This window comes from Nocardia brevicatena NBRC 12119, from assembly GCF_000308495.1.
Classification (GTDB): domain Bacteria; phylum Actinomycetota; class Actinomycetes; order Mycobacteriales; family Mycobacteriaceae; genus Nocardia; species Nocardia brevicatena.
In genome coordinates this window covers 150,486-174,780 of sequence record NZ_BAFU01000058.1, presented here as the reverse complement: position 1 = coordinate 174,780, position 24,295 = coordinate 150,486, and the positions used below count along the sequence as shown (strand labels likewise).

Here is a 24,295-nt window from a genome sequence, read left to right as displayed (position 1 = left end):
TGGCTTTTTACTCGAAACATCGGGAATACGACTTCTGTCGTCGACAGACCCCACTGCTCCGAGGGCTTTACGCATTACACGGGAACGGTTCTTGACACCGCGGACCACGGCTTCCGTGGCTTTCTTGATATCAATGTTCAAGCGTTGGGTCAACTCGATCAACTTGCGGGCCACCTGGATGGAACCGAAAACCGCGGATCGTGCCACGTCTTCTCTGGCATCGCAGATCGGTTCGAAGCGGGCCGGTAGCGGGTCCGAGGAGATGAACGGGCTCGTTGCGAAGGCCCACTTGTGCGGGTCCCTCCTCGGCCTGCCTTGTCGGCAGCGGGGGTCCGCCCCTAGCCTGGGGCGCGGTAACCGAAACCGACGTTAGGAATGTTTGATGGGTAGTACCGCCCTGGATATTGTCGCTCTGATCGTGCAGCGGCTGGGCGAGTTCTGGCAGTGGTTCTCCACCGGTTCGGCCGGTTTCCCGCCACTGTGAGTCGGTAGACGACCGTTGAACGGGGCCCGGACGCCATCTGGTGTCCGGGCCCCGTTGTATCAGGAGCCGACGGTGGAGAATTGGTTCGGCGGCGGGGTGTAGACCGATTCGTCCAGGTTCAACACCATGAAGCCGTTGTCCGAGCATGCCACGTAGAGCCGGTTGCCGCGCCATTCCGGCGGGGAGAGGCACCAGTCGGTGGAGACATCGCCGAAGAGCAGTTTCCCGGTGCGCGGAGCGAGGGCGTCGTGCGGATCGAACTGTCTCTCCAGGATCGCGCGGACCGTGCTCGGGGTGCTCGTGAACGGGACGCCTGTGATCGAGGCGAGCGCGTGCGGGGAGTTTCACAGGTCGAGATTGCGTCCCGTACGGGCGGGTTGTAGTAGGCGATCTCACGGATGGCGTGCGGGTCGCGGATATCGAAGACCCGGATACCGGAGGAGATCCAGCCGCAGGCCAGAGCGGTCGGGTTCTCCTGGCGGTCGATGTGATGCACCTACGGATCGGGGTCGCGACGCTGGACGGCGCTGAGGAGGCCGGGGGGTGAGACCGGAGGCCCAATAGGTGTTTCCATCGGGGGAGAACCCACCCTCGTGGGTGGTGATGGGCAGTGGCATGGCCGGGTTGGTGCCCGGACCGGGATCGAGCAGCCGTGGGTGCGCGCAGTCGGAGACGTCGTAGACGGACAGGAAACCCGCGCCCACCAGGAACGGAACGCCCGTTCCGACGAGCAGTTTCCGCTTGGCGTTGGCCTTCGGGCTCTCCCGGTTTCCGCCCACCATGGCCGGCTCGGTGAGGATAACGGTCGGGCGCGGATTCGCCGGGTTCGAGACATCGAGCACCTGCACCTCGCGGCCCTGGGTGAGCAGATTCCCGGGGAAGAAGGTTCCCGGGTAGGCGCAGTGTTCGAAACTCGTCGAGGTGATCCCGGCGCCGCGCCCTCCGAACGTGCCGACCAGCGACATATTGCAGGTGTAGCCCTGGGCGCTGCGGCAGCTGTCGCGGTCGGCGGCCGGCGCATCGCCCTGGAGCCCGGGTTCGGGTCGCGATTCGGGGCCGCATTCGGCTAGAGGTACCGAGGTGCGCCCACGTCGAGGAACCCACGGAAGTCGTTCTGGATATCCGATTGCAGGTCCGCGGACGCGCTGCCGGGGACCATGATCGCGGCTATCACGACGACGGTGGCCGTCACCAGTGATCTGGTGCGGCGCAGCTTCGGGAACGGACGCCTCATCGCATCCCAACTTTCTGCGACCCTGGGTGTCGGGGCCCCGGTGGAGAGGGGGAACCTGCCGTCGGAGTCACTTCGGATGGTAGATAGAGACGCGATAGGCTGTATGTGCTTTTCGCCGAATTCCGTTATCCGGAATGGGAAATGGCGGTATACAACGCGTCGTGCAGGGTGAGCGGTCGCTGCCGGGACGCGGTGGCGAGTCGGGCGAGCACCGCGCCGGACAGACCCACGTTGGGACGAAGCTCCCGGCGTCGACCCCCGAGAGCTTCGCGTTGCTGGCGAATGGAGCCGGTCACGTCCCGGAGTACTCCGCGTACGGTATCGGCGGCTTCCACGGCCGGGTCCGGATATCTCGGCAGTAGTCCACGATCCGCGGATCGGTGGTGACCGCGGTACCCCGCCGGTCTGCCATCTGTATCGGCGAGGTCGTATACCGCTCGTTCGTCATCCAGCAGCAAGAAGTCATCCGGTCGTACCTCCCCGGCCTGATGGCGCGGCAGGCACCGGACGTCTTCGCCCGATTCGATGTTTCGCCCTGTGATGGACGGCAACCGGCGGTGATGGTCGCTGTGTGGCACCGTTACGACCCGTATCCGGATACTCTGATCACCCGATATTCGGCCGAGCCGTCGGTGCCGTGTTGTCTATGTTCGGGCAAGCAGAGTTTCACACGCGTCCAGCAATCGTGAGCGCAGAACCACCGCCCGGTCGGTGATTCCGACCTGACGACGGACGTATTCGGCCCGTCCGGCGGGAGTCTCGATGCGGATCGGTTCGTGGCCGTACTCGGCGAGATCGTAGGGGCTTGCTCGCATATCGAGTTCCCGTGCGTCACAGGCCAACTCGAAGCAGTCCAGCAGCAGGTCCGAGTGGATGAGCGGGCTCGTCTTGAAGGCCCACTTGTACAGGTCCATATTCGCGTGGAGGCAGCCCGGCTGTTCGGTGGTGACTTGGGTTTCGCGACCGAGCGGATGAGCGTTGCGGCCGACCGCGTCGGGGGTGAAGAAGCGGTAGGCGTCGAAATGGGTGCAGCGCAGCGACATCGATTCGACCACGGCGTCTGTGCCGGCGGTGCCGAGGCGCAGCGGGACCGCGCGGTGTCGGATCTCGTCGGTGCGGTAGACCATGGCCCATTCGTGCAGGCCGAAACAGGACAGCTGGGCCGGGCGGGCCGCCGTGGTGCGCAGCAGTCGGGCGATGAACCCGATGGTGTCATGCCGTTTGCGCAAGAACGCCGGGTCGGCGGTCACCACGGTTTCCCCCGGGGACGGGGCGCCGACCGTACTGGGGCCGGCCGGGCACGCCGCTTCCACCGTCGGCTCCGTGGCGGTCTCGGTGATCGCGACGCGGTGGTAGCCGCGCATCTCGTCGTACTCGGCGGCACCGGCCAGCGCGATCCCGTATCCGGGATGCCAGCGCCGCAACTGAGTGGGTTTGTGTCCGTAATAGGTGAACAGGAAGTCGATCACCGGATGGGCCGCACCCGCCGCCCGGCGGCGCAGATACGGCCCGACCAGCGCGTCCACCCGCTCCTCGTGAGCGACGGCGCGGGCACGCCACTCCGATTCGGGCAGTACCCGAATGCCGACGACCGCCGTCATTCGCTCACCCGGTGGGTGGTATCGCGAACGGTGCCGACGAACTCCTCGACCAGATCCTCCAAAGCGACGATGCCCACGGTGTTGCCGCGGTTGTCGACGACCCGGCCCAGGTGCGAATTGGTGCGCCGCAACCGGGCGAGTGCCTCGTAGAGCGTGGTGCCGGCCAGGACGGTGGGCAGCGGTCGGATATCGGTGCGCGGAATGGGGGTGTCCGGACCCGCCGATTCGTCGGTGACCTTGTCCAGGACGTCCTTGACGTGCAGGTACCCGACCAGGGAGCCGCTGTCGGCGCGTACCGGGTACCGGGAGAACCCGGTCTCGGCCACCGCGTTCTCGATATCGCCGAGGGTCGTGCCGTCACCGCGCAGCGGGACGGTGCGGGTCTGGGACAGCGGCACCATCACCTCGCCGACGAGCCGGTCGCCGGTGCCCAGCGCCTGGGTGAGGCGGCGGTGTTCCTCCTCGTCGAGCAGGCCCTCCGAACGGGATTCGCCGATCATCTCCGCCAGCTCGTCGCTGGAGACCGTGCCCTCGAGTTCGTCCTTGGGCTCGATCCGCAGCATCCGCAGTGTCAGGTTGGCGGCCGTGTTGTACACGGCGATGAGCGGGCGGGCCAGCCGCAGCCACATCAGGTGGATCGGCACCAGCAGCAGGGCGCTGCGTTCCGGACCGGCCAGGGCGATGTTCTTCGGGATCATCTCGCCGAACAGGATGTGCAGGATCACCACGATGATCAGCGCGATGGTGAACGCCACCGGGTGCAGCAGTTGGTCGGGAATACCGAGCAGGTGGAACGGATATTCCAGCAGATGCGCCACCGCGGGCTCGCCGATACGGCCCAGCAGAATGGAGCAGATGGTGATGCCCAACTGGGCGGCCGCCAGCATCATGGACAGGTTCTGTCCGGCCCGGATCACCGTCTCGGCCTGCCGTTTGCCCTGGGCGGCCATGGCCTCGAGGCGGTCGCGGCGGGCGGAGATGAGGGCGAATTCGGCGCCGACGAAGAACGCGTTACCGGCCAGCAGGACAACGGTCAGCGCGACGGCGAGCAGGTCACCCATGATGATGCTCCCGTTCGCGGTGTGCCGGTTCCTGCCGTGCCTGTTCGGCGAGTTCCTCGGCATCCACCGGGACCAGCCGCACCCGGTCGATGCGGCGGCCGTCCATTCGGTCGACGCGGGCGAGCCAGCCACCGGGAGTGTCCGGCTGATGCCGGTCGTGCGGACGGCGCTCGGGCAGGACCACGATATCCCCGGTTCCCGGGATCCGGCCGAGCTGGTGCAGCATCAGCCCGCCCAGGGTTTCGTATTCGCCCTCGGGGGCCTCGTAGCCGGTGGCGCGGAAGAGTTCGTCGATGCGCAGCAGCCCGGAGCAGTCCCAGCCGTCGGAGACCCGACGCACATCGCGTTCCTCCTCGTCGTGCTCGTCGCGGACATCGCCGAGGATCTCCTCGATGATGTCCTCCATGGTCACCATGCCCGCGGTGCCGCCGTATTCGTCCACTACCAGCGCGACCTGCATTCCGTGGCCGCGGACTCGTTCGAGTACCTCGTCACCGTCGAGGCTGGCCGGTACCACCGGCACCGGGCGGGCGAGCTGCTGCAGGGTGACGCCGCCGCGGTGCTCCGCCGGATAGGTGAACGCCTGTTTGACGTGCACCACGCCGAGGGTGTTGTCCATATCGCCGTCGACCACCGGGAACCGGGAGTAGCCGGTGCGGGCGGCGGCGGCGAGCAGATCGGCGATGGTGTCCGACCGGTCCAGCGATTCGATCTTGACCCGCGGTGTCATCAACTCCTCGGCGCTGCGTTCGCCGAACCGCAGCGAGCGGTCCATCACCAGCGCGGTGCGCTGGTCCAGGGAGCCGCGCTGCGCGGAGGTGCGCACCAGCGAGCCGAGTTCGGCCGGGGAGCGGGCCGAACGCAGCTCCTCGGCCGGTTCCACCCCGAAGCGTCGCACCATCCAGTTGGCGGTGCCGTTGAGGAAACGGATCATCCACTTGAACACCACCGAGAACGCGACCATCGGTCCGGCCGTAACCCGGGCGGTGGCCATCGGCGCGGAGATGGCGATGTTCTTCGGGACGAGCTCGCCGTAGACCATTGACAGCGAGGTGGCCAGCACCAGCGCCAGCACCAGGGAGATCCCGGTGGCGGCGGTGTCGGACACGCCGAGTGCGATGAAGGCGGGGGACAGCAGGCGGGCCAGTACGGGTTCGGCGATATAGCCGGTGACCAGGGTGGTGATGGTGATACCGAGCTGGGCGCCGGACAGTTGGAACGACAGGGTTCGGTGGGCTTGGCGGACCGCACGGGCGCGAACGTCACCGCTGCGCGCATGCGCTTCGACGGTGCTGCGTTCCAGTGCGGTGAGCGAGAATTCGGCGGCGACGAACAACGCCGTGCCGACGGTGAGCGCCACGAACCCGATCAGGCTGAGTACGGTGAGTGCGACGGCCATATCAGCACCACCGCGCCGGCGCCGTACCCGAGTGGACGGCGGTGGCCGGAGTCGACAGGGAGTCGATCATGCCGTGGTGGGTTGCTGGGGGAGGGAAGGCGCCGGGTTTGTCACCCGGCTCGATAGATGAGCCCTCCTGAGTGGCGCCCTCGGACGCGGGTGACAACTGGTTCCTTTCGCACTGGGAGCGGGGCCGGCGGCCGCCGGCAATCCTCATGCTACCGGCTCATGCACACAGGCGCATGAGCCGGTGCGGTGGGGAGCGGCGCCGGCGGGGGGACGGCCTGGGGTCACCAGCCCTTGGGCAGCGGCCGACCCTCGGCGAAACCGGCGGTCGACTGCACGCCCAGTACCGCCATGGCGTGCAGCTCCGGCAGGGTGCGGGCACCCGCGTAGGTGCAGGCGCTGCGCACCCCCGCGCAGATGTGGTCGATGAGGTCCTCGACGCCGGGGCGTTCCGGATCGAGCCGCATCCGGGAACGGGAGATACCTTCCTCGAACAGTGCCTTGCGGGCGCGGTCGTAGGCCCGGTCGCCGGCCGTGCGGGCGGCGACGGCGCGTTTGGACGCCATGCCGAAACTCTCCTTGTAGGCATTGCCGTCGCGGTCGACCCGCAGGTCCCCGGGCGATTCGTAGGTGCCCGCGAACCACGACCCGATCATGACATTGGACGCGCCCGCGGCCAGCGCCAGTGCGACGTCGCGGGGATGGCGAACCCCGCCGTCGGCCCAGACGTGCACGCCCAGTTCCGCTGCCGCCGCGGCGCATTCCGCGACCGCCGAGAACTGCGGGCGGCCGACGCCGGTCATCATCCGGGTCGTGCACATGGCGCCCGGTCCGACTCCGACCTTGACGATATCGGCCCCGGCCTCCACCAGGTCTCGGGTTCCTTCGGCCGAGACGGTGTTGCCGGCCACCAGCGGCACTCCCAGTCCCAGGTCCCGGATGGCACGCAGGGTTTCCAGCATCTTCACCTGATGGCCGTGTGCGGTGTCGACCACCAGGACATCGGCCCCGGCGTCCACCAGCGATTTGGCCTTGTCCGGCACATCGCCGTTGATCCCGACGGCGGCGGCGATCCGCAGTTTGCCCGCGGCGTCGATGGTCGGGGCGTAGATCCCGGTCCGGACGGCACCGGTGCGGGTGAGTACCCCGGCGAGAGCGCCGTCCTCGGCGAGCAGGACCGCCAACTCGGAGTGCGCGCCGTCGAGACGGTCGAAGATCTCCTGCGGTTGCGCGGTGACCGGCGCGGTGACGAAATCGGGGGTTGCGACATCACGGAGCCGGGCGAACCGGTCCACATCGGCGCAGCCCGCTTCGGTGACCACACCTACCGGTCGGTCCTGTTCGACCACGATCACCGCGCCGTGCGCGCGTTTGTGGATCAGCGCCATGGCATCGGACACCGAATGGTCGGGTGTCAGGGTGACCGGTGTGTCGGCCGTCAGCGACCGGCTCTTGACGAACGCGATGGTCTCGGCCGCCGCGTTCAGAGGCAGATCCTGCGGGAGTACGACGATTCCGCCGCGCCGGGCAACGGTTTCGGCCATCCGGCGACCGGCGACGGCGGTCATGTTCGCCACCACGATGGGGATGGTGGTGCCGGATCCGTCGACGGTGGACAGGTCCACGTCGAACCGGGATGCCACATCCGTGCGGTTCGGGACGAGGAAGACGTCGTCGTAGGTCAGGTCGTACGGCGGCTGATGTCCGGGGAGAAATTGCACTGCTCCGATGGTAATCGGCTCCCCTCACCCGCGGGCCGGTCTCGAGCGGACGATGTCAATCGTGGGATAACCGGACGATTGGGGGCGCCGAGGGATTCGGCGCGCACCGGTCGGGAGTCGAGCACGTGAGCGCGCCGGGGAACGCCCGGTCGCGGCCACCGCGGCTCAGGTTGCGGGGCGTTTGCGGATGCGGCGGGGCGGAGCGGCGCGCCCGGTGCGGCGGTGAGGTCTTCCGGGCGTGTCGGTGGCGCGGGTGGGTGCCGACCGGGATACCCGCGATGCGGTGCCGGGTGGGGTGCGGGCGCCGGTGAGGCGGCGGAGTTCGGGGTCGTCGGGGCGTATTTCGTGCTGCTCGACCGGCATACCGGCCGAGCGGGTGAGTTCGGCGACCTCGGCGCGCTGCTCGGGGGTGACCAGGGTGACGATGGTGCCCGTGGCTCCCGCACGGGCGGTGCGGCCGGCGCGGTGCAGATAGTCCTTCGGATCGGTGGGCGGATCGACGTGGACGACCAGCGAGATGTCGTCGACGTGGATACCGCGCGCGGCGATATCGGTGGCGACCAGGACGTCCACCGAACCGTCGGCGAACGAGTCCAGGGTGCGGGTGCGTTTCCGCTGGACCTTGCCGCCGTGCAGGGCGGCGGCCGCGATACCGGTGTCGCGCAGTCGGCGGGTCAGGCGTTCGGCGCCGTATTGGGTGCGCACGAACAGCAGTGTTCGGCCGGGACGGGCCGCGATCCGGGCGACCGTCGCGAGCTTGTCCTCCGCCCGCACATACAGCAGATGGTGGGTCGCGGGCGGTGCGGTGGTGAACTGTGCTTCCGCGGTATGCGTGACGGGGTCGCGCAGGTATCGGTCGACGAGGGCCTGGACGTCCTGGTCCAGAGTGGCCGAGAACAGCAGGCGCCGGCCGTCGGCGCGGGTCAGGTCCAACAGGCGCCGAACCTGCGGCAGGAAGCCGAATTCGGCCATATGGTCGGCCTCGTCGACGGCGGTGACGCGCACCTCGTCGAGCGCCGCCGCGCCCCGATCGACCAGATCGGCCAGCCGGCCGGGTGTCGCGACGAGCAGATCCAGGCCGCGCAGCAGTCGATCGGCCTGCCGCGCCGCGGGTATTCCGCCGACCGCCGTACCCGAGCGCAGGCCCAGCGCGGTGGCGAAGGGTTCCAGGGCGCGCTCGATCTGCATCGCCAGTTCCCGCGTGGGAGCGAGGATCAGACCGCGCGGGCGGCGCGGTATCGCGGGCGCGTTGGCCAGCCGGGTCAGGATCGGCAGCCCGAAGGCGAGGGTTTTGCCGGAGCCGGTGGGTGCCCGGCCCAACACATCGCGGCCCGCGAGAGCGTCGGGGATGGTCGCCGCCTGGATCGGGAAGGCGTCGGTGATCCCTTCCCGTCGCAATGCCTGGACCAGGGGTACCGGCAGACCCAGCTCGGTGAACGGGAGACGCCCCGGCGGGGTGTCCGGCGGAGCGGGGTCAGGCACGGAACAGCCGGCTCAACTCGACCAGCCAGGGGATGGCCACGGCCAGCGTCGGCACCACGAGGATGGAGGCCGAGGCCAGATAGGCGGCGGCCGCGATCCGCGTATCGCCCACCGGACCGGCCAGCCGCTGGATGCGGATAAGGGTGCTGGGCCCGCCCACCGCCAGCGCGCCGCGCGGAGCGATGGATTTCGAACACGCCACCAGGGCGCGTGCCAGTGGTTTGGGGCCGGTCACCTTCACCGCGGAATCGTCGGCGAGCAGTTCGATGAGCAGCTTCACCGAATCCAACGCCGATTTGCTGCGGACGAACCGGGGGAAGGCCTGGTGGGCCGCGGTGAACGCCTCCAGCACCAGATCGTGCCGGGCCCGCAGATGGGAGCGTTCATGGCTGAGAATGGCGGTGAGTTCCTGCTCGTCCAGGTTGTGCAGGGTGCCCGCGCTGACCACCACCCGCTGCCGCAGACCGGGCAGACAGTAGGCGATGGGTTCGGTGGCCGCGAGCACCCGGATATCGGCGGCGCGGCGCACCGGTCCGCTCTGGTCCAACAGATCGACCAGCATGCGATGGCGGGCGCGGCGCCGTCGGGTGTGCACGCCGACCCGGACCACCGCGTAGATCAGCCGGGCGCCGACCAGCAGGGTGAGGGCGAAGACGACGACATAGGCCAGCCACAGCGGCAGACCCAGGACATCGATCTCGTCGGTGGGGCTGGTGGTCGGCCGTCCGTCGGGGCCGGGGACCAGGAGTTCGCTGGCGATCGCCAGACCGGAGCCGAACGCGCTGAGTACTGCGGCCAAGGCGATGGCCTGCCAGAGTACGAGTGCCGCGCGGGGAGTTCGATGGGTCCACTTCGCCCTGCTGAGCAATTCCGGGGCGGGCCCCGCGAGAAGCAAAGCGAGTCCGGCGAAAACCGGCGCGGTTGCGTTCATCGACTCGACTCACTGCGTTGTGCGGCCAGGGTCGGAGGTCACTTCGACGTGCCGGTGTCCTCCGTTGCTTCGAGCTTGGCGAGCGCCTCGCGGAGCGCCGCGGCTTCGTCCTTGCCGACCTGCTCCACGAAGTGCACCAGGGCCGCGGCCCGGCTGCCTGCCTCGTCGGCCTGCTGTAGGGCGTCCATCATGAGACCGGCCACCAGCTCGTCGCGGGTATGTACGGGAGCGTACCTGTGCGCACGGTCGTCGCGCTGCTGGACCACCAAGTTTTTCTTCGCCAGTCGCTGCAGCACCGTCATCACGGTGGTGTACGCGAGTTCGCGGCGTGCGGACAAGGCCTCGTGCACCTGTCGGACCGTTTGCGGTTCATCGGCCGACCACAACTGGTCCATGACCGCTTTCTCGAGTTCACCAAGACCTGCCATTCCTCGATTTTACGGGTACAACGACAGAGAGGCGTACTACAGGGTGTCGTAACCGGGTGGTAGCTGTGTGGTATTTGTCATAGCTCGCCCGTCGGCGTGTCGGGACCTCCGACGGCGCCGACGATATGCCGCGTACCGATCGGCACGATCATCGGCCGGCCCGAGACCGGATCCCGCAGAACCGAGGCGCGCAGTCCGAAGACCTCGTACAGCAGATCGGCCTCGATGATCTCGGCGGGCACGCCCTGGGCGACGATCCGGCCCGCGCGCATGACCACCAGTCGATCGCTGTAACGGATGGCCAGGTTCAGGTCGTGCAGCACCATGACCACGGTGCGGCCGAGATCGGCGTGTAGCCGGTCGACCAGATCGAGCACCTCGAGCGCGTGCGCGAGGTCCAGATAGGTGGTCGGCTCGTCGAGCAGCAGGATATCGGTGCCCTGCGCCAAGGTCATGGAAATCCAGGCGCGCTGGCGCTGCCCGCCGGACAGTTCGTCCAGCGGCCGGTCGGCCAGGTCTGCGATACCGGTCTGCTCCAGCGCGGCGAGCACCTCGGCCTCGTCGCCGGACGACCACTGCCGCAGCCAGGACTGGTGCGGATGCCGTCCGCGGGCGACCAGGTCGGCGACGGTCAGTCCCTCGGGGGCGACCGGACTCTGCGGCAGCATCCCGAGGACGCGGGCGACCTCCTTCGTCTTCAGCGACGAAATGGCCTTACCGTCCAGGACGACCCGTCCGGCACGCGGCCGCAGCAGTCGCGCCAGCGAGCGCAGCAGCGTGGATTTGCCACAACCGTTCGGACCGATCACGGTGGTCACCACACCCGGGGTGATATCCAGGTGCAGGCCGTCGACAATGGTGCGCTCACCATAGCCGAGGGTGAGGTTCTCGGCGGAGAGCCGATGGTCGAAGGGTGCCCCGGATGGCCCGGCGGACACGGCTCGTCCGGTGGTCACAGCGTTGCCTTCCGATTGATGTGCACGAGCAGCAGAAGCAGGAACGGCCCACCGGCGGCGGCGGTGACGATACCGACCGGCAGATCGACGGGAAACAGCTTCCGGGCGGCGATATCCGCGCCGACCACCACGATCGCGCCGAGCAGCGCCGACCCGATGAGCGGTTCACCGGGCGTACGCAGCAGCCTGCGGGCCAGCTGCGGCGCGAGCAGGCCGACGAAGGCGATCGGCCCGGCCACGGCGGTCGCCACCGAGACGCCCACGACCGCGGTCCCGATCAACACCACTTGCCGGCTCTGGATGCGCATACCCAGCGCGCGGGTGGTATCGGCGCCGAGCCGCAGCGCGGCGAGAGCGTGGGCCGATCCCAGGGCGACCGGTACCATGAGCGCCGTTATCACGGCAGCGGTGACAAGTGTGGAGTAGGACGTCGTGGCGAGCGACCCGGTCAGCCACTGCTGTAGGCGTGTGACCTCGGTGAGCGGCGAGCGAGCGAGCAGCCAGTTGATCCCGGACAGCAGCAGCGAGTTCGCCCCGACGCCGATGAGCACCAGCCGCAGACCGCTCGCCCCCCGATCGCCGGTCGGGTTGCGGCCCCAGGCCAGAAGGTAGATCGCCGCGGCGGTCAATAGTCCCCCCGCGATGGCGGCCAGGGGGACGCCGAGGCCGGCGGCCAGACCCGTCACCGTGCCTCCGGTACCGACCAGCACCGCCACCGCCCCCAGTCCGGCGCCCGCGCTGATACCGAGGACATCGGGGGCGGCGAGCGGGTTGTACAGTACGGACTGGGTGATGGCGCCCGCGAGTCCCAGGGCGGTGCCCACCACGACCGCGGTGAGTGCCCGCGGCAGCCGGGATTCCAGCACGATGAACCGCTGTGAGCGGGTCCCGCTCCCGGTCAGCACCTCGAGCACCTGCGCCGGCGGCAACGGGGTCTCGCCGAAAGCGATATGCAGGCAGAACAGTGTGAGCAGCGCCAGCGCCATCACCGCGACCACGGCCACCATCGTCGGACGCAGCACCAGCGATACGGGACCGAGCCGCAGTGCGGCCGGCAGTGGGGCGGTCCCCGGAGCACCCGGGGTGGTCTTGCGGAGGGAGATGGTCACGGGTTCGCCGGCTTCCGTCGCCGTACCAGGGCGATGAAGAACGGCACGCCCAGTATCGACAGCATCACCCCGGCCTGGAGTTCCGCGGGCCGGGCCACGATTCGTCCGGCGATATCGGCGATCAGCAGTACCGCCGCGCCGAACAGCGCCGAATACGGCAACAGCCATCGGTGGTCCGGTCCGGTACAGGCCCGGGCGATATGCGGAACGGCCAGGCCGAGAAACGCGATCGGTCCCACCGCGGCGGTAGCCGCGCCGCACAGCAGCACCACCGCGGTCAGGCCCACCATGCGGCTGCGGCCGATGTGTACACCGAGCCCGCGCGCCACATCCTCGCCGAGGCCGAGCAGGTTCAGTCCCGGCGCGGCGGCCAGGGCCAAGAGCATCCCCACCACCAGGAACGGTAGAACCTGCCAGAACACCGACGCGTCTCGTCCCCCTATTTCGCCGATCACCCAGAAGCGGTAACTGTCCAGCACGGTCGCGTCGAGCGCGACAATGGCATTGGTCAGGGCCTGCAGGAACGCGGTCATCGCGGCACCGGCCAGGATCAGGCTCAGCGGGCCGCCCCGGCCCGTGCCGACACCCGAGGCGGCGAAGACCGCCAGGCCCGCCAGCAGTGCTCCGGCGAAGGCGAACCAGATGTACTGGACGGGTGTGGTGAAGGCGAACAGGTACATGCTCAGCGCGGAGAGGAAACCCGCACCCGCGGTGAGACCGAGCAGTCCGCCGTCGGCGAGCGGATTGCGGGTGTAGCCCTGAATCAGCGCGCCGGTCAGCCCCAACGCCATCCCGGTGACCAACGCCAAGGCGGTACGCGGCAGGCGCAGACCGCGCACGATCTGTTCGTCCGTCGAGCGTGCCGCGCATCGGAACGGGCCGTCGGGGCAGGACAGGGCGTATTCGAGTGCCTGGTAGGCCACGGTGGGCGAGATCGTCCGGCTGCCCACCGCCACCCCGAGGATCAGCAGCGCCGACAGCACGGCGAGCAGTGCGAGACCGGTCGGGCGCCGGCGGCGCGCGGTGCCGAGGATTACCACGCGGGGCGACTCCTTGTTCGAGCGAAATACTTGCTAGGCCTGGTAAGGCTAACCTACCTTTCGGGAAGTCGCTGTGCGACTTCCCGTCCCGAGGAGGCCTTATGTCCGAACTCGCAACCCTTGCGCACCACCCGCTTCTACGAGTCGGCGTTCGGATATGCCTGTTCCCGGCTGCGCGCTGCAACCGGAGCATTCCCGGGTCCATGCCGTGGCGGCCATGGCCGACCAGGGCGAATGGCGGTGGTGGCGGTTGGCCGCCGGTCCCGAGGAGGGCGGACCGAGCTGATGTACCGCCGGTACGCCGCGGAGATGATCAATGCTCGGGCGGCGGCGGAAGTCGTTGCCATGGCGCTGATCCACGCGGTGGTCGGTCGCGTCGTCGCCCTCGTGGTCGCCGACGGACGGGCCTGAGATCCAGGGCTGGAGAACCTGTGGATTCACACCGACAACGACGGCGGTATCGACTGGGCCGGTCTGATGGACACCACGATTCGAGTGGTGGACGGTGACCGGCCGGCCGGTGCACCCAGGGTGGTGGTGCTGCCGTGTGAACAGGCGATGTCGGTGTGGCCGGCCCATCGGTGTGAACCCGCGCTGACCCTGGTGCAGGAGACCCTGGCGCGGTGCGCGGATCTGCCCGCGCGTCGTTTCTGGTCCCTGGTGGACGAATCCGTTTCCGGGGTCGCCGCGTATGTCCCCGATCTGGCCCGAACCGATGCCGTGGCCGGTATGCGGCGCGGTCAGGGCCTGTTGCCGGCATTGGAGGATCGCGGGTTGCCGGTCCGGCGAATCCAATGGTTGTCTAGTTAGGTAAGGCTGACCTATAGTATAGTTCGGCGTCGGATCGCGTGAGAGTCCCGAGGGCTGCGGTGACCCCCGAGCCGACCGCGGCGGGCTCCACTCCGGTGGAGCCCGCCCTTTTCGTAGGGCGCCCTTGCCGTTTCGTCGCGGACCCCTGCGCGGTGGGGCCCCGCCGAGGCCGGCCGGCTCGGCCTTTCGCAGGTCGTGTCATGGTTTAGGCATGACGCAACAGCAAACCCGGGCGCCGCGCTCGCCGGCCGATGTCACCCCCGAACAGCTGACCGAACTCAGCAAGGGCACGTTCAGCGATCTGATCGGTCTGCGGTTCACGGCGCTCGGCCCGGACCTGGTGCGCGGTGAATGGGTCGTTACCCCGCAACTGCACCAGCCCGCGGGGATCCAGAACGGCGGCGTCCTGTGCACCGTCGTCGAAACGCTCGCCAGTACCGGCGCCGGTGCCTGGTACGGGGACCAGGGCACCGTGGTGGGGGTGCACAACAGCACCGACTTCCTGCGTGCGGTCCGGGAGGGCACCCTGTTCGGCGAGGCGACCCCGCTGCACCGCGGCCGGTTGCAGCAGCTGTGGCAGGTGGTGATCACCGACGAGGAGGGCCGGACCGTGGCCCGCGGGCAGGTGCGGCTGCAGAACCTACCCATACGCTCCTGACCTACCGCGGGACGCGAGAGCCCGGCGCCCGGCCGACCGGTCGCCGGGCTCTCGGCCGTGCACGCATCTTTCGGTTTCGGTCACGGGCCGATCTCGACCGTGTCGCGGCAGCCTTCGCGATACCGGGCCGCGCCCCGACGGTTCAGATACCGCCGGTGGAGAGCAGACCACCGTCGACGCGGATGGTCTCACCGGTGATCCAGGACGCCTCGTCGGAGACCAGGAAACCGATCAGCCGGGCCACGTCCTCGGGCGCGCCCAACCGCTTCAGGGGGTACGTCTGCGCCGCGGTCTCTTCGTCGGCGGAATACAGCGCGTCGGCGAACTTGGTCTTCACCACACCCGGCGCCACCGCGTTCACCCGAATCCTCGGGCCCAGCTGCCAGGCGAGCTCGTCGGTGAGTCGGATGAGCGCCGCCTTGGACGCGCCGTAGGCGGCGGTGACTCCCGTCGAACGGATACCGGCCACACTGGCCACGTTCACGATCGCGCCGCCGTTATCGCGCATCCACGTCTTGTACGCCTGTTGGACATAGCCGAGCGCGGCGACGACATTCACGTCGAAGATCTTGCGCACCGCGTCCAGGTCGGCCTCCATCAGCGACCCGTATACCGGGTTGATACCGGTGTTGTTGATCAGGATGTCGAGCGAACCGAATTCGGAGACCACCCGTTCGACGGCGGCCGCGCGCGCCTCGGCGTCCCCGGAATTACCCGCCAACGCCACGACCTCACCCTGGTGACCGAGTTCACGGAGCTCCTTCGCGGCCTGTTCCAGCGGCTCCGGTTTACGTGCGGTGATCAGTACGTTGGCGCCGCGTCGCAGCAGCTCCGCGGCCACGGCGTGGCCGATTCCCCGGCTGGCGCCGGAGACCAGCGCGCTCTTGCCCAACAGATCGGTACTCATGTGCAGGCAGGTTACGGCAGTTATCGGTGTCGGCGTCCGCCGGGGCGGCGCGTGGGGCGGGGTAAAATCGGTGGTTCCGTGTCCGGCGTTCGGCCACACTGCACCGAGGCGGATGTGGGCCGCCCTTTCCCGCGGCCGCCCGCATGAGCCGGACAGCTGCCCTGCGACCATGTGCTGAGGAGACATCTGTGATCACCGCGACGGACCTCGAGGTCCGGGCCGGCATCCGTACCCTGCTGTCGGCACCGGGGCCCGCGCTGCGGGTGCAGACCGGGGACCGGATCGGGTTGGTCGGCCGCAACGGGGCGGGCAAGACCACCACCCTGCGCATCCTCGCGGGTGAGGGCGAACCCTATGCCGGGAAGATCGTCCGCTCGAGCGAGATCGGCTATCTGCCGCAGGACCCGCGTGAGGGCAACCTGGATATGCTGGCCCGCGACCGGGTGCTGTCCGCCCGTGGCCTGGACACCCTCATCCGGGATATGGAGAAGCAGCAAGCGCTGATGGCGGAGGTGGCCGACGACGCCGAGCGGGAACGCGCCGTGCGCAAGTACGGCCGGCTCGAGGAGCGTTTCTCGGCGCTCGGTGGGTATGTCGCCGAAAGCGAGGCCGCCCGGATCTGCCACAGCCTCGGCCTACCCGACCGGGTGCTGGACCAGGCGCTGCGCACCCTGTCCGGTGGCCAGCGGCGCCGAATCGAACTGGCGCGCATCCTGTTCGCCGCCTCCGACGGCAGCGGCGGCCGTTCGGACACCATCCTGCTGCTCGACGAGCCCACCAACCATCTCGACGCCGATTCGATCACCTGGCTGCGTGGCTTCCTCCAGAACCACGACGGCGGTCTCATCGTCATCAGCCACGATGTTGACCTGCTCGCCGATGTGGTCAACAAGGTGTGGTTCCTGGACGCGGTGCGTGGCGAGGTCGATGTGTACAACATGGGCTGGCACAAATACCTCGACGCCCGTGCCACCGACGAACAGCGCCGCCGCCGCGAACGCGCCAATGCCGAGAAGAAGGCCGCGGCCCTACGGGCCCAGGCGGCGAAAATGGGCGCCAAGGCCACTAAAGCCGTTGCCGCCCAGAACATGGTCAAGCGTGCCGACCGCCTGTTGGCGGAACTCGACGAGGTACGGGTGGCCGACAAGGTGGCCCGGATCAAGTTCCCGGAACCGGCCCCCTGCGGCAAGACGCCGCTGATGGCGGAGAACCTCACCAAGGTCTACGGCTCGCTGGAGATCTTCACCGGTGTGGACCTGGCCATCGACCGCGGCAGCCGGGTCGTGGTCCTCGGCCTCAACGGTGCGGGCAAGACGACACTGCTGCGGTTGCTCGCCGGGGTGGAGCAGCCCACCGGGGGACGGCTGGTTCCCGGTCACGGTCTGAAAGTGGGCTATTTCGCCCAGGAGCACGACACCCTCGACGATAACGCCACCGTGTGGGAGAACATCCGGCACGCGGCGCCCGACGCCGGGGAACAAGAACTGCGCGGGCTGCTGGGCGCGTTCATGTTCAGCGGACCCCAGTTGGAGCAGCCCGCCGGAACCCTGTCCGGCGGTGAGAAGACCCGCCTCGCGCTGGCCGGCCTGGTGTCCTCGGCGGCGAACGTCCTGCTGTTGGACGAACCCACCAACAACTTGGACCCGGTATCCCGTGAACAGGTGCTCGACGCGCTGCGCACCTATGCGGGCGCGGTCGTCCTGGTCACCCATGATCCCGGTGCGGCCGAGGCGCTGTCACCGGAACGGGTGATCCTGCTGCCGGACGGCACCGAGGACCACTGGTCGGCGGAGTACCTGGAATTGATTCAGCTCGCGTGAGTTTCGTCCGATGATTTTCCTGATATCGAACGTGACATTACTCACAAGAACTGATTGCTCATCGCTCGCCGAGTGCTTAGCCTGAGGAGGACGCTGCTCGGCGACTCGGAGGAAGCCATGGGCGACAGGCCGGCACAGAGTAAAACCACCAAAACCACACTGGGCAAGGGCACACGCGTCACGGGCAAGTCCCGCGATCGCCTGCAATCGCAGTTGAAGAAGCAATACGAGGCGGGAGCGAGCATTCGTTCGCTGGCCCGGTCCACCGGACGCTCCTACGGCTTCATCCACAATGTACTGGTGGAGTCGCACGTCCAACTCCGCAGCCGTGGTGGGGCCAACCGCCGCAAAGCGCGCTAGACCTCCCATACCGCGAGAACCGGCCGCCTCGCCACACCCGGCGGCCGCTTCCGCACGCCTGCCCACGCCGAGCACGCGGGTGCCCGGCGTACCCGGTCGATCACCATTCATCTCGGCAGTCGCGGCCACGGGCCGGACACCGTGGTGCCTCGGTGCGGGACCATCACCTCGATGGCCGCATCGTGGACCGATCACCCGGCGGTCGCGACCCGCCCGAGTCCGGACCGACGCAGCGGATCCGCGTCCACGGACTCGCGGCAAAAGGGGAGATTCCGGTAGAGCTGTACCGCCAGGTGGTACAGCACCTCCGTGCTCGGGGCCTGCCCGGGGTCTGGACCGACCGGAGCGGATTCGCGCAGGGAAGGAAGATCCGAGGTCACAAGGGCCCCGACCCGCGCCGCCGGGAAGCGGCGCAATCAAACACAGCCCGGCACTGTGCCGTCGCCCCGCACCAGCAGATTGCCAAGGCTGGTGAAGAGGGGAAGCCCCGTCTTGATCTCCAGATAGGCGAACTGTCCCTGGGGGTTGACCTCGAGGAAATAGTACTCCCCGTCCGTGCCGAGCCGGAGGTCGAGCACCCCGAATTCGAGTCCGAGCGCGCCCATCAACGTGGTGAGCGATTTGCTGACCGAGGCGGGAAGTCGAGCGGGGGTGAAATCGACGGATGTATCGAGCCGGGAATCCACTCGCCCGGCGCCCGCCTGGGAGTCGATACGAACCGTCCACGCCACGCCGTCGACCCATACCACCCGCAGATCGCACCGGGCGTCGACGAAGTCCTGGAAAGTGGTGGGCGCCGAACGGATCCCGTCGAGGTGGTCCAGGTCGGCGGCGCCGACGATTCGGGTTTCGGTGAATTCGGCGCGGCTGGTGCCGGTGCGCTTGTACACCACGGTGCCGGGCCGGGATTCGATGAAATCGCGGGCGAGCACAGGGTCATTGGTGATCAGCGTTTCCGGGATCGCGAACCCGGCCCGGGACGCCGTCTCCAATTGCACGATCTTGCGGTGCGCGGTGCGGTCGTGCCCGGGATCGTTGACCCACAGCGCGGGAATCGACCACAGCAGCCCCTGGATGAAACCGTCGCATTCGGCCTGCCGGTAGGCGTCGTCGTCGGCTCGGATACCGAGGGGCACCCGACTCGGGTGCGGGCGCCGCCACCAGACCGCTTGCACCTCGTCGAGTCCGTCCAGATGCGACAGCGATCGGGTGGTCCCCAGCGCGTCGAGTCGGAAACTTCCCGCCGCGGCGGGAAAATCGCGCAGATCGAACCGGAGCGGGTTGACGCGGTGCTGTTCTCGCAGCGTCACTGCCAGGGCGGTCGCATGCAGATCATCGGATTCGGACACAATGAGCACCGAACCCCTCGGCGCCGCGGTCATCCGGACGGCCGCTCAGTAGAGGCTGTCGCGGTTGACGCCGTCGTCGCTGCCGTCCATCGGTTTCGTCTGGCAGAAGGTGAATGTCGCGCCGGTGGCGGGGGAGTCGGCGATCCGGAGTCGGTCCGTCCATGCTTCGGTGAGCCGGCGCAGTTGATCGTCGCCGAACGCCTCCGACGGCGGCGCGGCCAGGGTCATCGGCCGGCCCACTATGTCGATGCGCAGGCGACGGGTGAAATCGGCGGTGGCGCCGGGGCGGATGTCGACCGGTACAGGTTGCCCGGGGGCGTAACTGTCGGTTTCCCGGATATCGAACGCATCGTCGCGCCGGAAGGTCCACGTTCCCTCGGTAACCCTGACACTGATATCGCGGCCGGGCCGAGCGACGAGTATGCCCTGGAGTGCGGGGGCGCGATATCTATCCGGTGCGGCGGGGAGGTGGAGGGCGTCGATCATGGTGGATTCTCCGATCTGGTCGATCTACTGGCTGTTCGCCATAATCCCCGAGTGTGATCCGGATCATATCGCGGTGTGATGTGGTCGCGGCCGATATCGACGGATTTCCGATTTCGGCATACCGATCGGTTTACCGGTATGGGTGGTAAGCGGAAATTTTCCGACGCGGTGTATTCACAATCCGAGTAACTCGGGGTTCTCGGCCAGTTCGCGGAACCGATCGGCGGGATTCGGGAGCAGTTTTCGTGCCTCGAGGTCCAAGAGACCGCCGATCACCCGTATATCGGCGGACAGGGTGCCGTCCAGTTTGCGTGTCTCCTGATGGATGCGAAAGGTTTTGCCGGTGCCCCACTTGAATTCACAGCCGATCCCCACCTCGTCACCGCCGCGCAATTCCCGCCGATAGCTGATCGTGGTCTCCAGTGTCACCGGACCGACGCGGCCGGCACGTAGTTTCTCCTGATCGATACCGGCGGCCTGCAGGCACTCCCATCGTGCGTGCTCGGCATGTTGCAGATATACCGCCTGATTGAGGTGGCCGAGGGCATCCAGTTCGTAGCCGCGGACAGTAACGGGCACGGTGAAGGTCATAGCAGGGCGAACGGCGCGTGCCCCGGCGTTGTTCCCGTTACGGTGGGGACACCGGTCCGAGAGAAAGGCCGCGATGGGCGAGCAGTGGCGGCCCATACGGTGGTGGATGCCCGGCTCAGGGGCGGCGGCGTACCGACGCCTCCACCAGATCCAGGACCGCAGAAAGGTTTTCGTTCGTATGCCCGGACGCGATCCGGGCGATCAGACCGTCCAGCACCAGGTCGAGATAGCCCAGCAGCACATCGGTCGGCACGTCGTCGCGCAGCGCCCCCGCGGCCTTGCGGCGTTCCAGCCGGGCCAGGGTGGCGGCGGTCAGCTCGGCCGAACGCTGGGTCCAGCTCGCCCGGAACTCCGGATCGGTGCGCAGCCGGCGGGCGATTTCCAGCCGGGTACCGAGCCAGTTGTAGGCCTGCGGGTCGGCCAGCATATCCCGCATGACCTGCACGATGCCCTGATTGGCGGCGACTTCGGCCATCCGTCCCGCATCCTCCTGCGCGAGGGCGAGGAACAGTGCGTCTTTGTCCCGGAAATGGTGGAAGATCGCGCCGCGGGACAGCCCGATGGCTTCCTCCAGGCGGCGCACCGTGGCGCCGTCGTACCCGAACTCGGCGAAGCAGCGGCGCGCGCCGTCGAGTATCTGCGAGCGCCGGGCGGCCAGATGATCATCGCTGACCTTGGGCATCGGTCTCCTTCAACGGATATACGAACCCCGCGCGGCGGATCACCGCGCGGGGCCCTCAGATTACGAGCGAGCAAACAAGAGGCCTGTCGGCACCCTCGCAACCCCGCCGGGAGCGAGTTCTACGGGCGATGTTCGCGCCTGTCTCGTCGCGGCGCGCCCGAAGCGCATGCGCCGTAGGCGCGAGTCTCGGGTGCGCCACGAGGAGACCTCAGGGGCGCGAACACGCGCCGCCGGAGGCGGCGCAATCAAGCACGAATCATATTCCGCAGCACATACTGAAGAATGCCGCCGTTGCGGTAGTAGTCGGCCTCGCCGGGGGTGTCGATACGCACCACCGCGTCGAACTCGACCTTCTCGCCGCTGTCCTTGGTGGCGGTCACCTTCACCGTGCGGGGCGTCGCGTCCTCGTTGAGGGCGGTGATGCCCTCGATATCGAAGACCTCGGTGCCGTCCAGCCCCAGCGACTCGGCGGATTCGCCCTCGGGGAACTGCAGCGGGATGACACCCATGCCGATCAGGTTGGAGCGGTGGATGCGCTCGAACGATTCGGTGATGACGGCCCGCACGCCCAGCAGGCGGGTGCCCTTGGCCGCCCAGTCACGCGAGGAACCCGAGCCGTACTCCTTACCGCCCAGCACGACCAGCGGAATACCGGCCTTCTGGTAGTTCTGCGCGGCGTCGTAGATGAACGTCTGCGGGCCGCCCTCCTGAGTGAAGTCGCGGGTGTAACCGCCCGAGACATCGTCGAGGAGCTGGTTGCGCAGCCGGATATTGGCGAAGGTGCCGCGGATCATCACCTCGTGGTTACCGCGCCGCGAGCCGAGGGAGTTGAAGTCCTTGCGCTCCACGCCGTGGGCCTCGAGGTAGTCGGCCGCGGGGGTGCCCGACTTGATGGCGCCGGCCGGCGAGATGTGGTCGGTGGTAACCGAATCGCCGAGCAGGGCCAGCACGCGCGCGCCCTTGATGTCCTCGACGGGGGTCGGTTCCTTGCTCATCCCGTCGAAGTACGGGGCCTTGCGGACGTAGGTCGAGTTCTCGTCCCAGGCGAAGGTATTGCCCTCGGGGGTGGGCAGGTTCTGCCAGCGCTCGTCACCCTTGAACACGTCCGCGTAGGATTTGGTGAACATGTCCTGGCTGATCGCAGACTTGATGGTGTCGTCGATCTCCTGCGACGAGGGCCAGACATCACGCAGGAACACCTCGTTGCCCTGCGGGTCCGTGCCCAGCGGCTGGGTCTCGAAGTCGAAGTCCATGGTGCCCGCCAGGGCGTAGGCGATGACCAGCGGCGGTGAGGCCAGATAGTTCATCTTCACGTCGGGGGAGATACGGCCCTCGAAGTTGCGGTTGCCGGACAGCACCGCGGTGACGGTGAGATCGTTGTCGTTGACGGCCTCGGAGATCTCCTCCGGCAGCGGACCGGTGTTGCCGATGCAGGTGGTGCAGCCGTAACCGCCGAGGTAGAAGCCGAGCTTCTCCAGGTACGGCCACAGGCCGGCCTTCTCGTAGTAGTCGGTGACGATCTGCGAGCCCGGAGCCATATTGGTCTTGACCCACGGCTTGGTCGACAGGCCCTTCTCCACCGCGTTGCGGGCCAGCAGCGCCGCACCCAACATTACCGAGGGGTTGGAGGTGTTGGTGCAGGAGGTGATGCCCGCGACGACGACCGCGCCGTGGTCGAGGATGAACTCACCGCGTTCCTCCGAGACAATCCGTACCGGTTTGGACGGCCGGCCGTCGGCATGGGTGGCCGCGGACTGGACGTCGACCGCCCCGTCGTCGGCGAAGGCCGGGGCCGGGGCCGGATCGGAGGCCGGGAAGGTCTCCTCGACCGCCTCGTCCAGCTGGGTGTGCGGGACCGGATGCTCCTCCTCCACATAGTTGTGGATGTCCTTGCGGAACGCGATCTTCGACTCGCTCAGCAGGATACGGTCCTGCGGACGCTTGGGGCCGGCGATGGACGGCACCACGGTGCCCAGGTCGAGCTCCAGGTACTCGGAGTAGGCCGGCTCTTTCGCCGGGTCGTGCCACATGCCCTGTTCCTTGGCATAGGCCTCGACGAGTGCGAGCTGCTCCTCGGACCGACCGGTCATGCGCAGGTAGTTGATGGTTTCCGCATCGATCGGGAAGATTGCCGCGGTGGAGCCGAACTCGGGGCTCATATTGCCCAGGGTCGCGCGGTTGGCGAGCGGGACCTCGGCCACACCCTGACCGTAGAACTCCACGAACTTGCCGACCACACCGTGCTTGCGCAGCATATCGGTGACGGTGAGCACCACGTCGGTGGCGGTGACGCCCGGCTGGATCTCGCCGGTCAGCTTGAATCCGACCACGCGCGGGATGAGCATCGACACCGGCTGGCCCAGCATGGCCGCCTCGGCCTCGATACCGCCGACACCCCAGCCCAGCACACCCAGCCCGTTGACCATGGTGGTGTGCGAATCGGTGCCCACGCAGGTGTCCGGGTAGGCCTGGCCGTTGCGAACCATGACGGTGCGTGCCAGGTATTCGAGGTTCACCTGGTGCACGATTCCAGTGCCCGGGGGGACGACCTTGAAGTCGTCGAACGCGCCCTGACCCCAGCGCAGGAACTGGTAGCGCTCGCCGTTACGCTGGTATTCGAGCTCGACGTTGCGCTCGAAGGCGTCGGCACGGCCGAAGACGTCGAGAATGACCGAGTGGTCGATGACCAGTTCGGCGGGGGAGAGCGGGTTGACCTTCGCGGGGTCGCCGCCGAGAGCGACGACGGCCTCGCGCATGGTGGCGAGGTCCACCACACAGGGCACGCCGGTGAAGTCCTGCATGATCACGCGCGCAGGGGTGAACTGGATCTCGACGCTGGGTTCGGCGCTGGGATCCCAGTTCGCGATGGCACGGATGTGGTCGGCGGTGATATTGGCGCCGTCCTCGGTGCGGAGCAGGTTCTCCGCGAGGACCTTCAGTGCGTAGGGGAGTTTCTCGGTGCCCGGGACGGCCGAGAGCCGGAAGATCTCGTAGGAGTTGCTTCCGACCTCGAGAGTGCCCTTGGCGCCGAAAGTATCGATACTTTTCGTCACGTCAGCTCCACTCGTCGGGTGAGGGTGCCGTCGGCGGGGCTGTGCCGACGGCTGGGTATGTCTTCGAAAGGACCACCGGCCGGTTACGTACCGGGTTTCCCGCATCTTCGACTCTAACAGTACGCTT

Annotated in this window: 25 protein-coding genes and 1 pseudogene; 6 read left to right on the top strand and 20 right to left on the bottom strand. The window is 68.0% G+C overall.

Going from position 1 to position 24,295, the window contains the following annotated elements:
• Window positions 1–876: 876 nt before the first annotated feature.
• The 14 genes and pseudogenes from ON20_RS41025 to ON20_RS15280 all read right to left on the bottom strand — a co-directional run bounded on the left by ON20_RS41025 (window position 877) and on the right by ON20_RS15280 (window position 13,452).
• The gene (locus tag ON20_RS41025) at window positions 877–1,449 is read right to left on the bottom strand and encodes an LVIVD repeat-containing protein (RefSeq protein ID WP_438803413.1); all 573 of its coding nucleotides are present in this window, start codon (window positions 1,447–1,449) and stop codon (window positions 877–879) included.
• Between the two features lie 101 nt (window positions 1,450–1,550).
• Window positions 1,551–1,718: a hypothetical protein gene (locus tag ON20_RS41020; protein ID WP_438803412.1), complete on the bottom strand. Its 168-nt coding sequence runs from the start codon at window positions 1,716–1,718 to the stop codon at window positions 1,551–1,553.
• A gap of 125 nt (window positions 1,719–1,843) precedes the next feature.
• Window positions 1,844–2,014, bottom strand: coding sequence for a hypothetical protein (locus ON20_RS37955; RefSeq protein ID WP_218002529.1), 171 nt, complete (start codon window positions 2,012–2,014; stop codon window positions 1,844–1,846).
• Window positions 2,015–2,164: 150 nt separating this feature from the next.
• A pseudogene (locus ON20_RS40590) lies at window positions 2,165–2,296 on the bottom strand (DUF6879 family protein); the annotation flags it as partial.
• Window positions 2,297–2,362: 66 nt separating this feature from the next.
• A complete protein-coding gene (locus tag ON20_RS15325; RefSeq protein ID WP_040836222.1) occupies window positions 2,363–3,319 on the bottom strand; it encodes a hypothetical protein in 957 nt (318 codons plus the stop codon).
• A complete protein-coding gene (locus tag ON20_RS15320) occupies window positions 3,316–4,380 on the bottom strand; it encodes a hemolysin family protein (RefSeq protein ID WP_040836220.1) in 1,065 nt (354 codons plus the stop codon). The genes ON20_RS15325 and ON20_RS15320 overlap by 4 nt, the downstream gene beginning before the upstream one ends.
• Window positions 4,373–5,779, bottom strand: coding sequence for a hemolysin family protein (locus ON20_RS15315; RefSeq protein ID WP_040836218.1), 1,407 nt, complete (start codon window positions 5,777–5,779; stop codon window positions 4,373–4,375). Before ON20_RS15315 ends, ON20_RS15320 begins: the two co-directional genes overlap by 8 nt.
• Window positions 5,780–6,069: 290 nt before the next feature.
• The gene (locus ON20_RS15310) at window positions 6,070–7,506 is read right to left on the bottom strand and encodes a GuaB1 family IMP dehydrogenase-related protein (protein ID WP_040836216.1); all 1,437 of its coding nucleotides are present in this window, start codon (window positions 7,504–7,506) and stop codon (window positions 6,070–6,072) included.
• Window positions 7,507–7,671: 165 nt separating this feature from the next.
• Window positions 7,672–8,988, bottom strand: a complete 1,317-nt coding sequence (locus ON20_RS15305; RefSeq protein WP_051162529.1) for a DEAD/DEAH box helicase — start codon at window positions 8,986–8,988, stop codon at window positions 7,672–7,674.
• Complete coding sequence (locus tag ON20_RS15300) at window positions 8,981–9,919, bottom strand: M56 family metallopeptidase (protein WP_040836214.1); 939 nt, start codon at window positions 9,917–9,919, stop codon at window positions 8,981–8,983. The genes ON20_RS15305 and ON20_RS15300 overlap by 8 nt, the downstream gene beginning before the upstream one ends.
• A gap of 38 nt (window positions 9,920–9,957) precedes the next feature.
• Window positions 9,958–10,347, bottom strand: a complete 390-nt coding sequence (locus ON20_RS15295) for a BlaI/MecI/CopY family transcriptional regulator (protein ID WP_040836213.1) — start codon at window positions 10,345–10,347, stop codon at window positions 9,958–9,960.
• A gap of 77 nt (window positions 10,348–10,424) precedes the next feature.
• On the bottom strand, window positions 10,425–11,285 hold the full coding sequence (locus tag ON20_RS15290) for an ABC transporter ATP-binding protein (protein WP_040836280.1): 861 nt from the start codon (window positions 11,283–11,285) through the stop codon (window positions 10,425–10,427).
• Between the two features lie 14 nt (window positions 11,286–11,299).
• Window positions 11,300–12,412, bottom strand: coding sequence for a FecCD family ABC transporter permease (locus ON20_RS15285; RefSeq protein ID WP_040836211.1), 1,113 nt, complete (start codon window positions 12,410–12,412; stop codon window positions 11,300–11,302).
• Window positions 12,409–13,452: a FecCD family ABC transporter permease gene (locus ON20_RS15280; RefSeq protein ID WP_040836209.1), complete on the bottom strand. Its 1,044-nt coding sequence runs from the start codon at window positions 13,450–13,452 to the stop codon at window positions 12,409–12,411. The genes ON20_RS15285 and ON20_RS15280 overlap by 4 nt, the downstream gene beginning before the upstream one ends.
• 157 nt (window positions 13,453–13,609) lie before the next feature.
• Here ON20_RS15280 and ON20_RS39920 point away from each other — a divergent pair, with 157 nt between their 5' ends.
• From ON20_RS39920 to ON20_RS15270, 4 genes are all read left to right on the top strand, one after another.
• The gene (locus ON20_RS39920; protein ID WP_281032879.1) at window positions 13,610–13,738 is read left to right on the top strand and encodes a hypothetical protein; all 129 of its coding nucleotides are present in this window, start codon (window positions 13,610–13,612) and stop codon (window positions 13,736–13,738) included.
• Window positions 13,738–13,863 carry a hypothetical protein gene (locus tag ON20_RS39915; protein WP_281032878.1) on the top strand — a complete coding sequence of 42 codons (126 nt, stop codon included), beginning with the start codon at window positions 13,738–13,740 and terminating at the stop codon, window positions 13,861–13,863. Before ON20_RS39920 ends, ON20_RS39915 begins: the two co-directional genes overlap by 1 nt.
• Before the next feature lie 66 nt (window positions 13,864–13,929).
• Window positions 13,930–14,262 (top strand): hypothetical protein, encoded by a 333-nt coding sequence (locus ON20_RS38945; RefSeq protein WP_245547251.1) that lies wholly within the window; start codon window positions 13,930–13,932, stop codon window positions 14,260–14,262.
• A gap of 211 nt (window positions 14,263–14,473) precedes the next feature.
• A complete protein-coding gene (locus ON20_RS15270; RefSeq protein WP_040836207.1) occupies window positions 14,474–14,920 on the top strand; it encodes a PaaI family thioesterase in 447 nt (148 codons plus the stop codon).
• A gap of 142 nt (window positions 14,921–15,062) precedes the next feature.
• On the opposite strand, the gene ON20_RS15265 is transcribed toward ON20_RS15270, so the two are convergent.
• Window positions 15,063–15,827, bottom strand: coding sequence for an SDR family oxidoreductase (locus tag ON20_RS15265; protein ID WP_040836205.1), 765 nt, complete (start codon window positions 15,825–15,827; stop codon window positions 15,063–15,065).
• A 188-nt stretch (window positions 15,828–16,015) separates the two neighbouring features.
• Between ON20_RS15265 and ON20_RS15260 the strand changes: the two genes are divergently transcribed.
• Together ON20_RS15260 and ON20_RS15255 are read left to right on the top strand one after the other, a co-directional pair.
• A complete protein-coding gene (locus ON20_RS15260; RefSeq protein WP_040836203.1) occupies window positions 16,016–17,647 on the top strand; it encodes an ABC-F family ATP-binding cassette domain-containing protein in 1,632 nt (543 codons plus the stop codon).
• Between the two features lie 117 nt (window positions 17,648–17,764).
• Window positions 17,765–18,007, top strand: coding sequence for a helix-turn-helix domain-containing protein (locus ON20_RS15255; protein WP_051133097.1), 243 nt, complete (start codon window positions 17,765–17,767; stop codon window positions 18,005–18,007).
• A 416-nt stretch (window positions 18,008–18,423) separates the two neighbouring features.
• Here the strand turns inward: ON20_RS15255 and ON20_RS15245 are convergent, their stop codons facing one another.
• From ON20_RS15245 to ON20_RS15225, 5 genes are all read right to left on the bottom strand, one after another.
• Window positions 18,424–19,356, bottom strand: a complete 933-nt coding sequence (locus ON20_RS15245; RefSeq protein WP_245547250.1) for an MvdC/MvdD family ATP grasp protein — start codon at window positions 19,354–19,356, stop codon at window positions 18,424–18,426.
• A 45-nt stretch (window positions 19,357–19,401) separates the two neighbouring features.
• Window positions 19,402–19,842: a hypothetical protein gene (locus ON20_RS15240; RefSeq protein ID WP_040836196.1), complete on the bottom strand. Its 441-nt coding sequence runs from the start codon at window positions 19,840–19,842 to the stop codon at window positions 19,402–19,404.
• Between the two features lie 174 nt (window positions 19,843–20,016).
• Window positions 20,017–20,421, bottom strand: coding sequence for an acyl-CoA thioesterase (locus tag ON20_RS15235; RefSeq protein ID WP_245547249.1), 405 nt, complete (start codon window positions 20,419–20,421; stop codon window positions 20,017–20,019).
• Window positions 20,422–20,548: 127 nt separating this feature from the next.
• Window positions 20,549–21,115 (bottom strand): TetR/AcrR family transcriptional regulator, encoded by a 567-nt coding sequence (locus ON20_RS15230; RefSeq protein ID WP_040836192.1) that lies wholly within the window; start codon window positions 21,113–21,115, stop codon window positions 20,549–20,551.
• Between the two features lie 245 nt (window positions 21,116–21,360).
• A complete protein-coding gene (locus ON20_RS15225) occupies window positions 21,361–24,168 on the bottom strand; it encodes an aconitate hydratase (protein WP_040836190.1) in 2,808 nt (935 codons plus the stop codon).
• Window positions 24,169–24,295 lie beyond the last annotated feature (127 nt).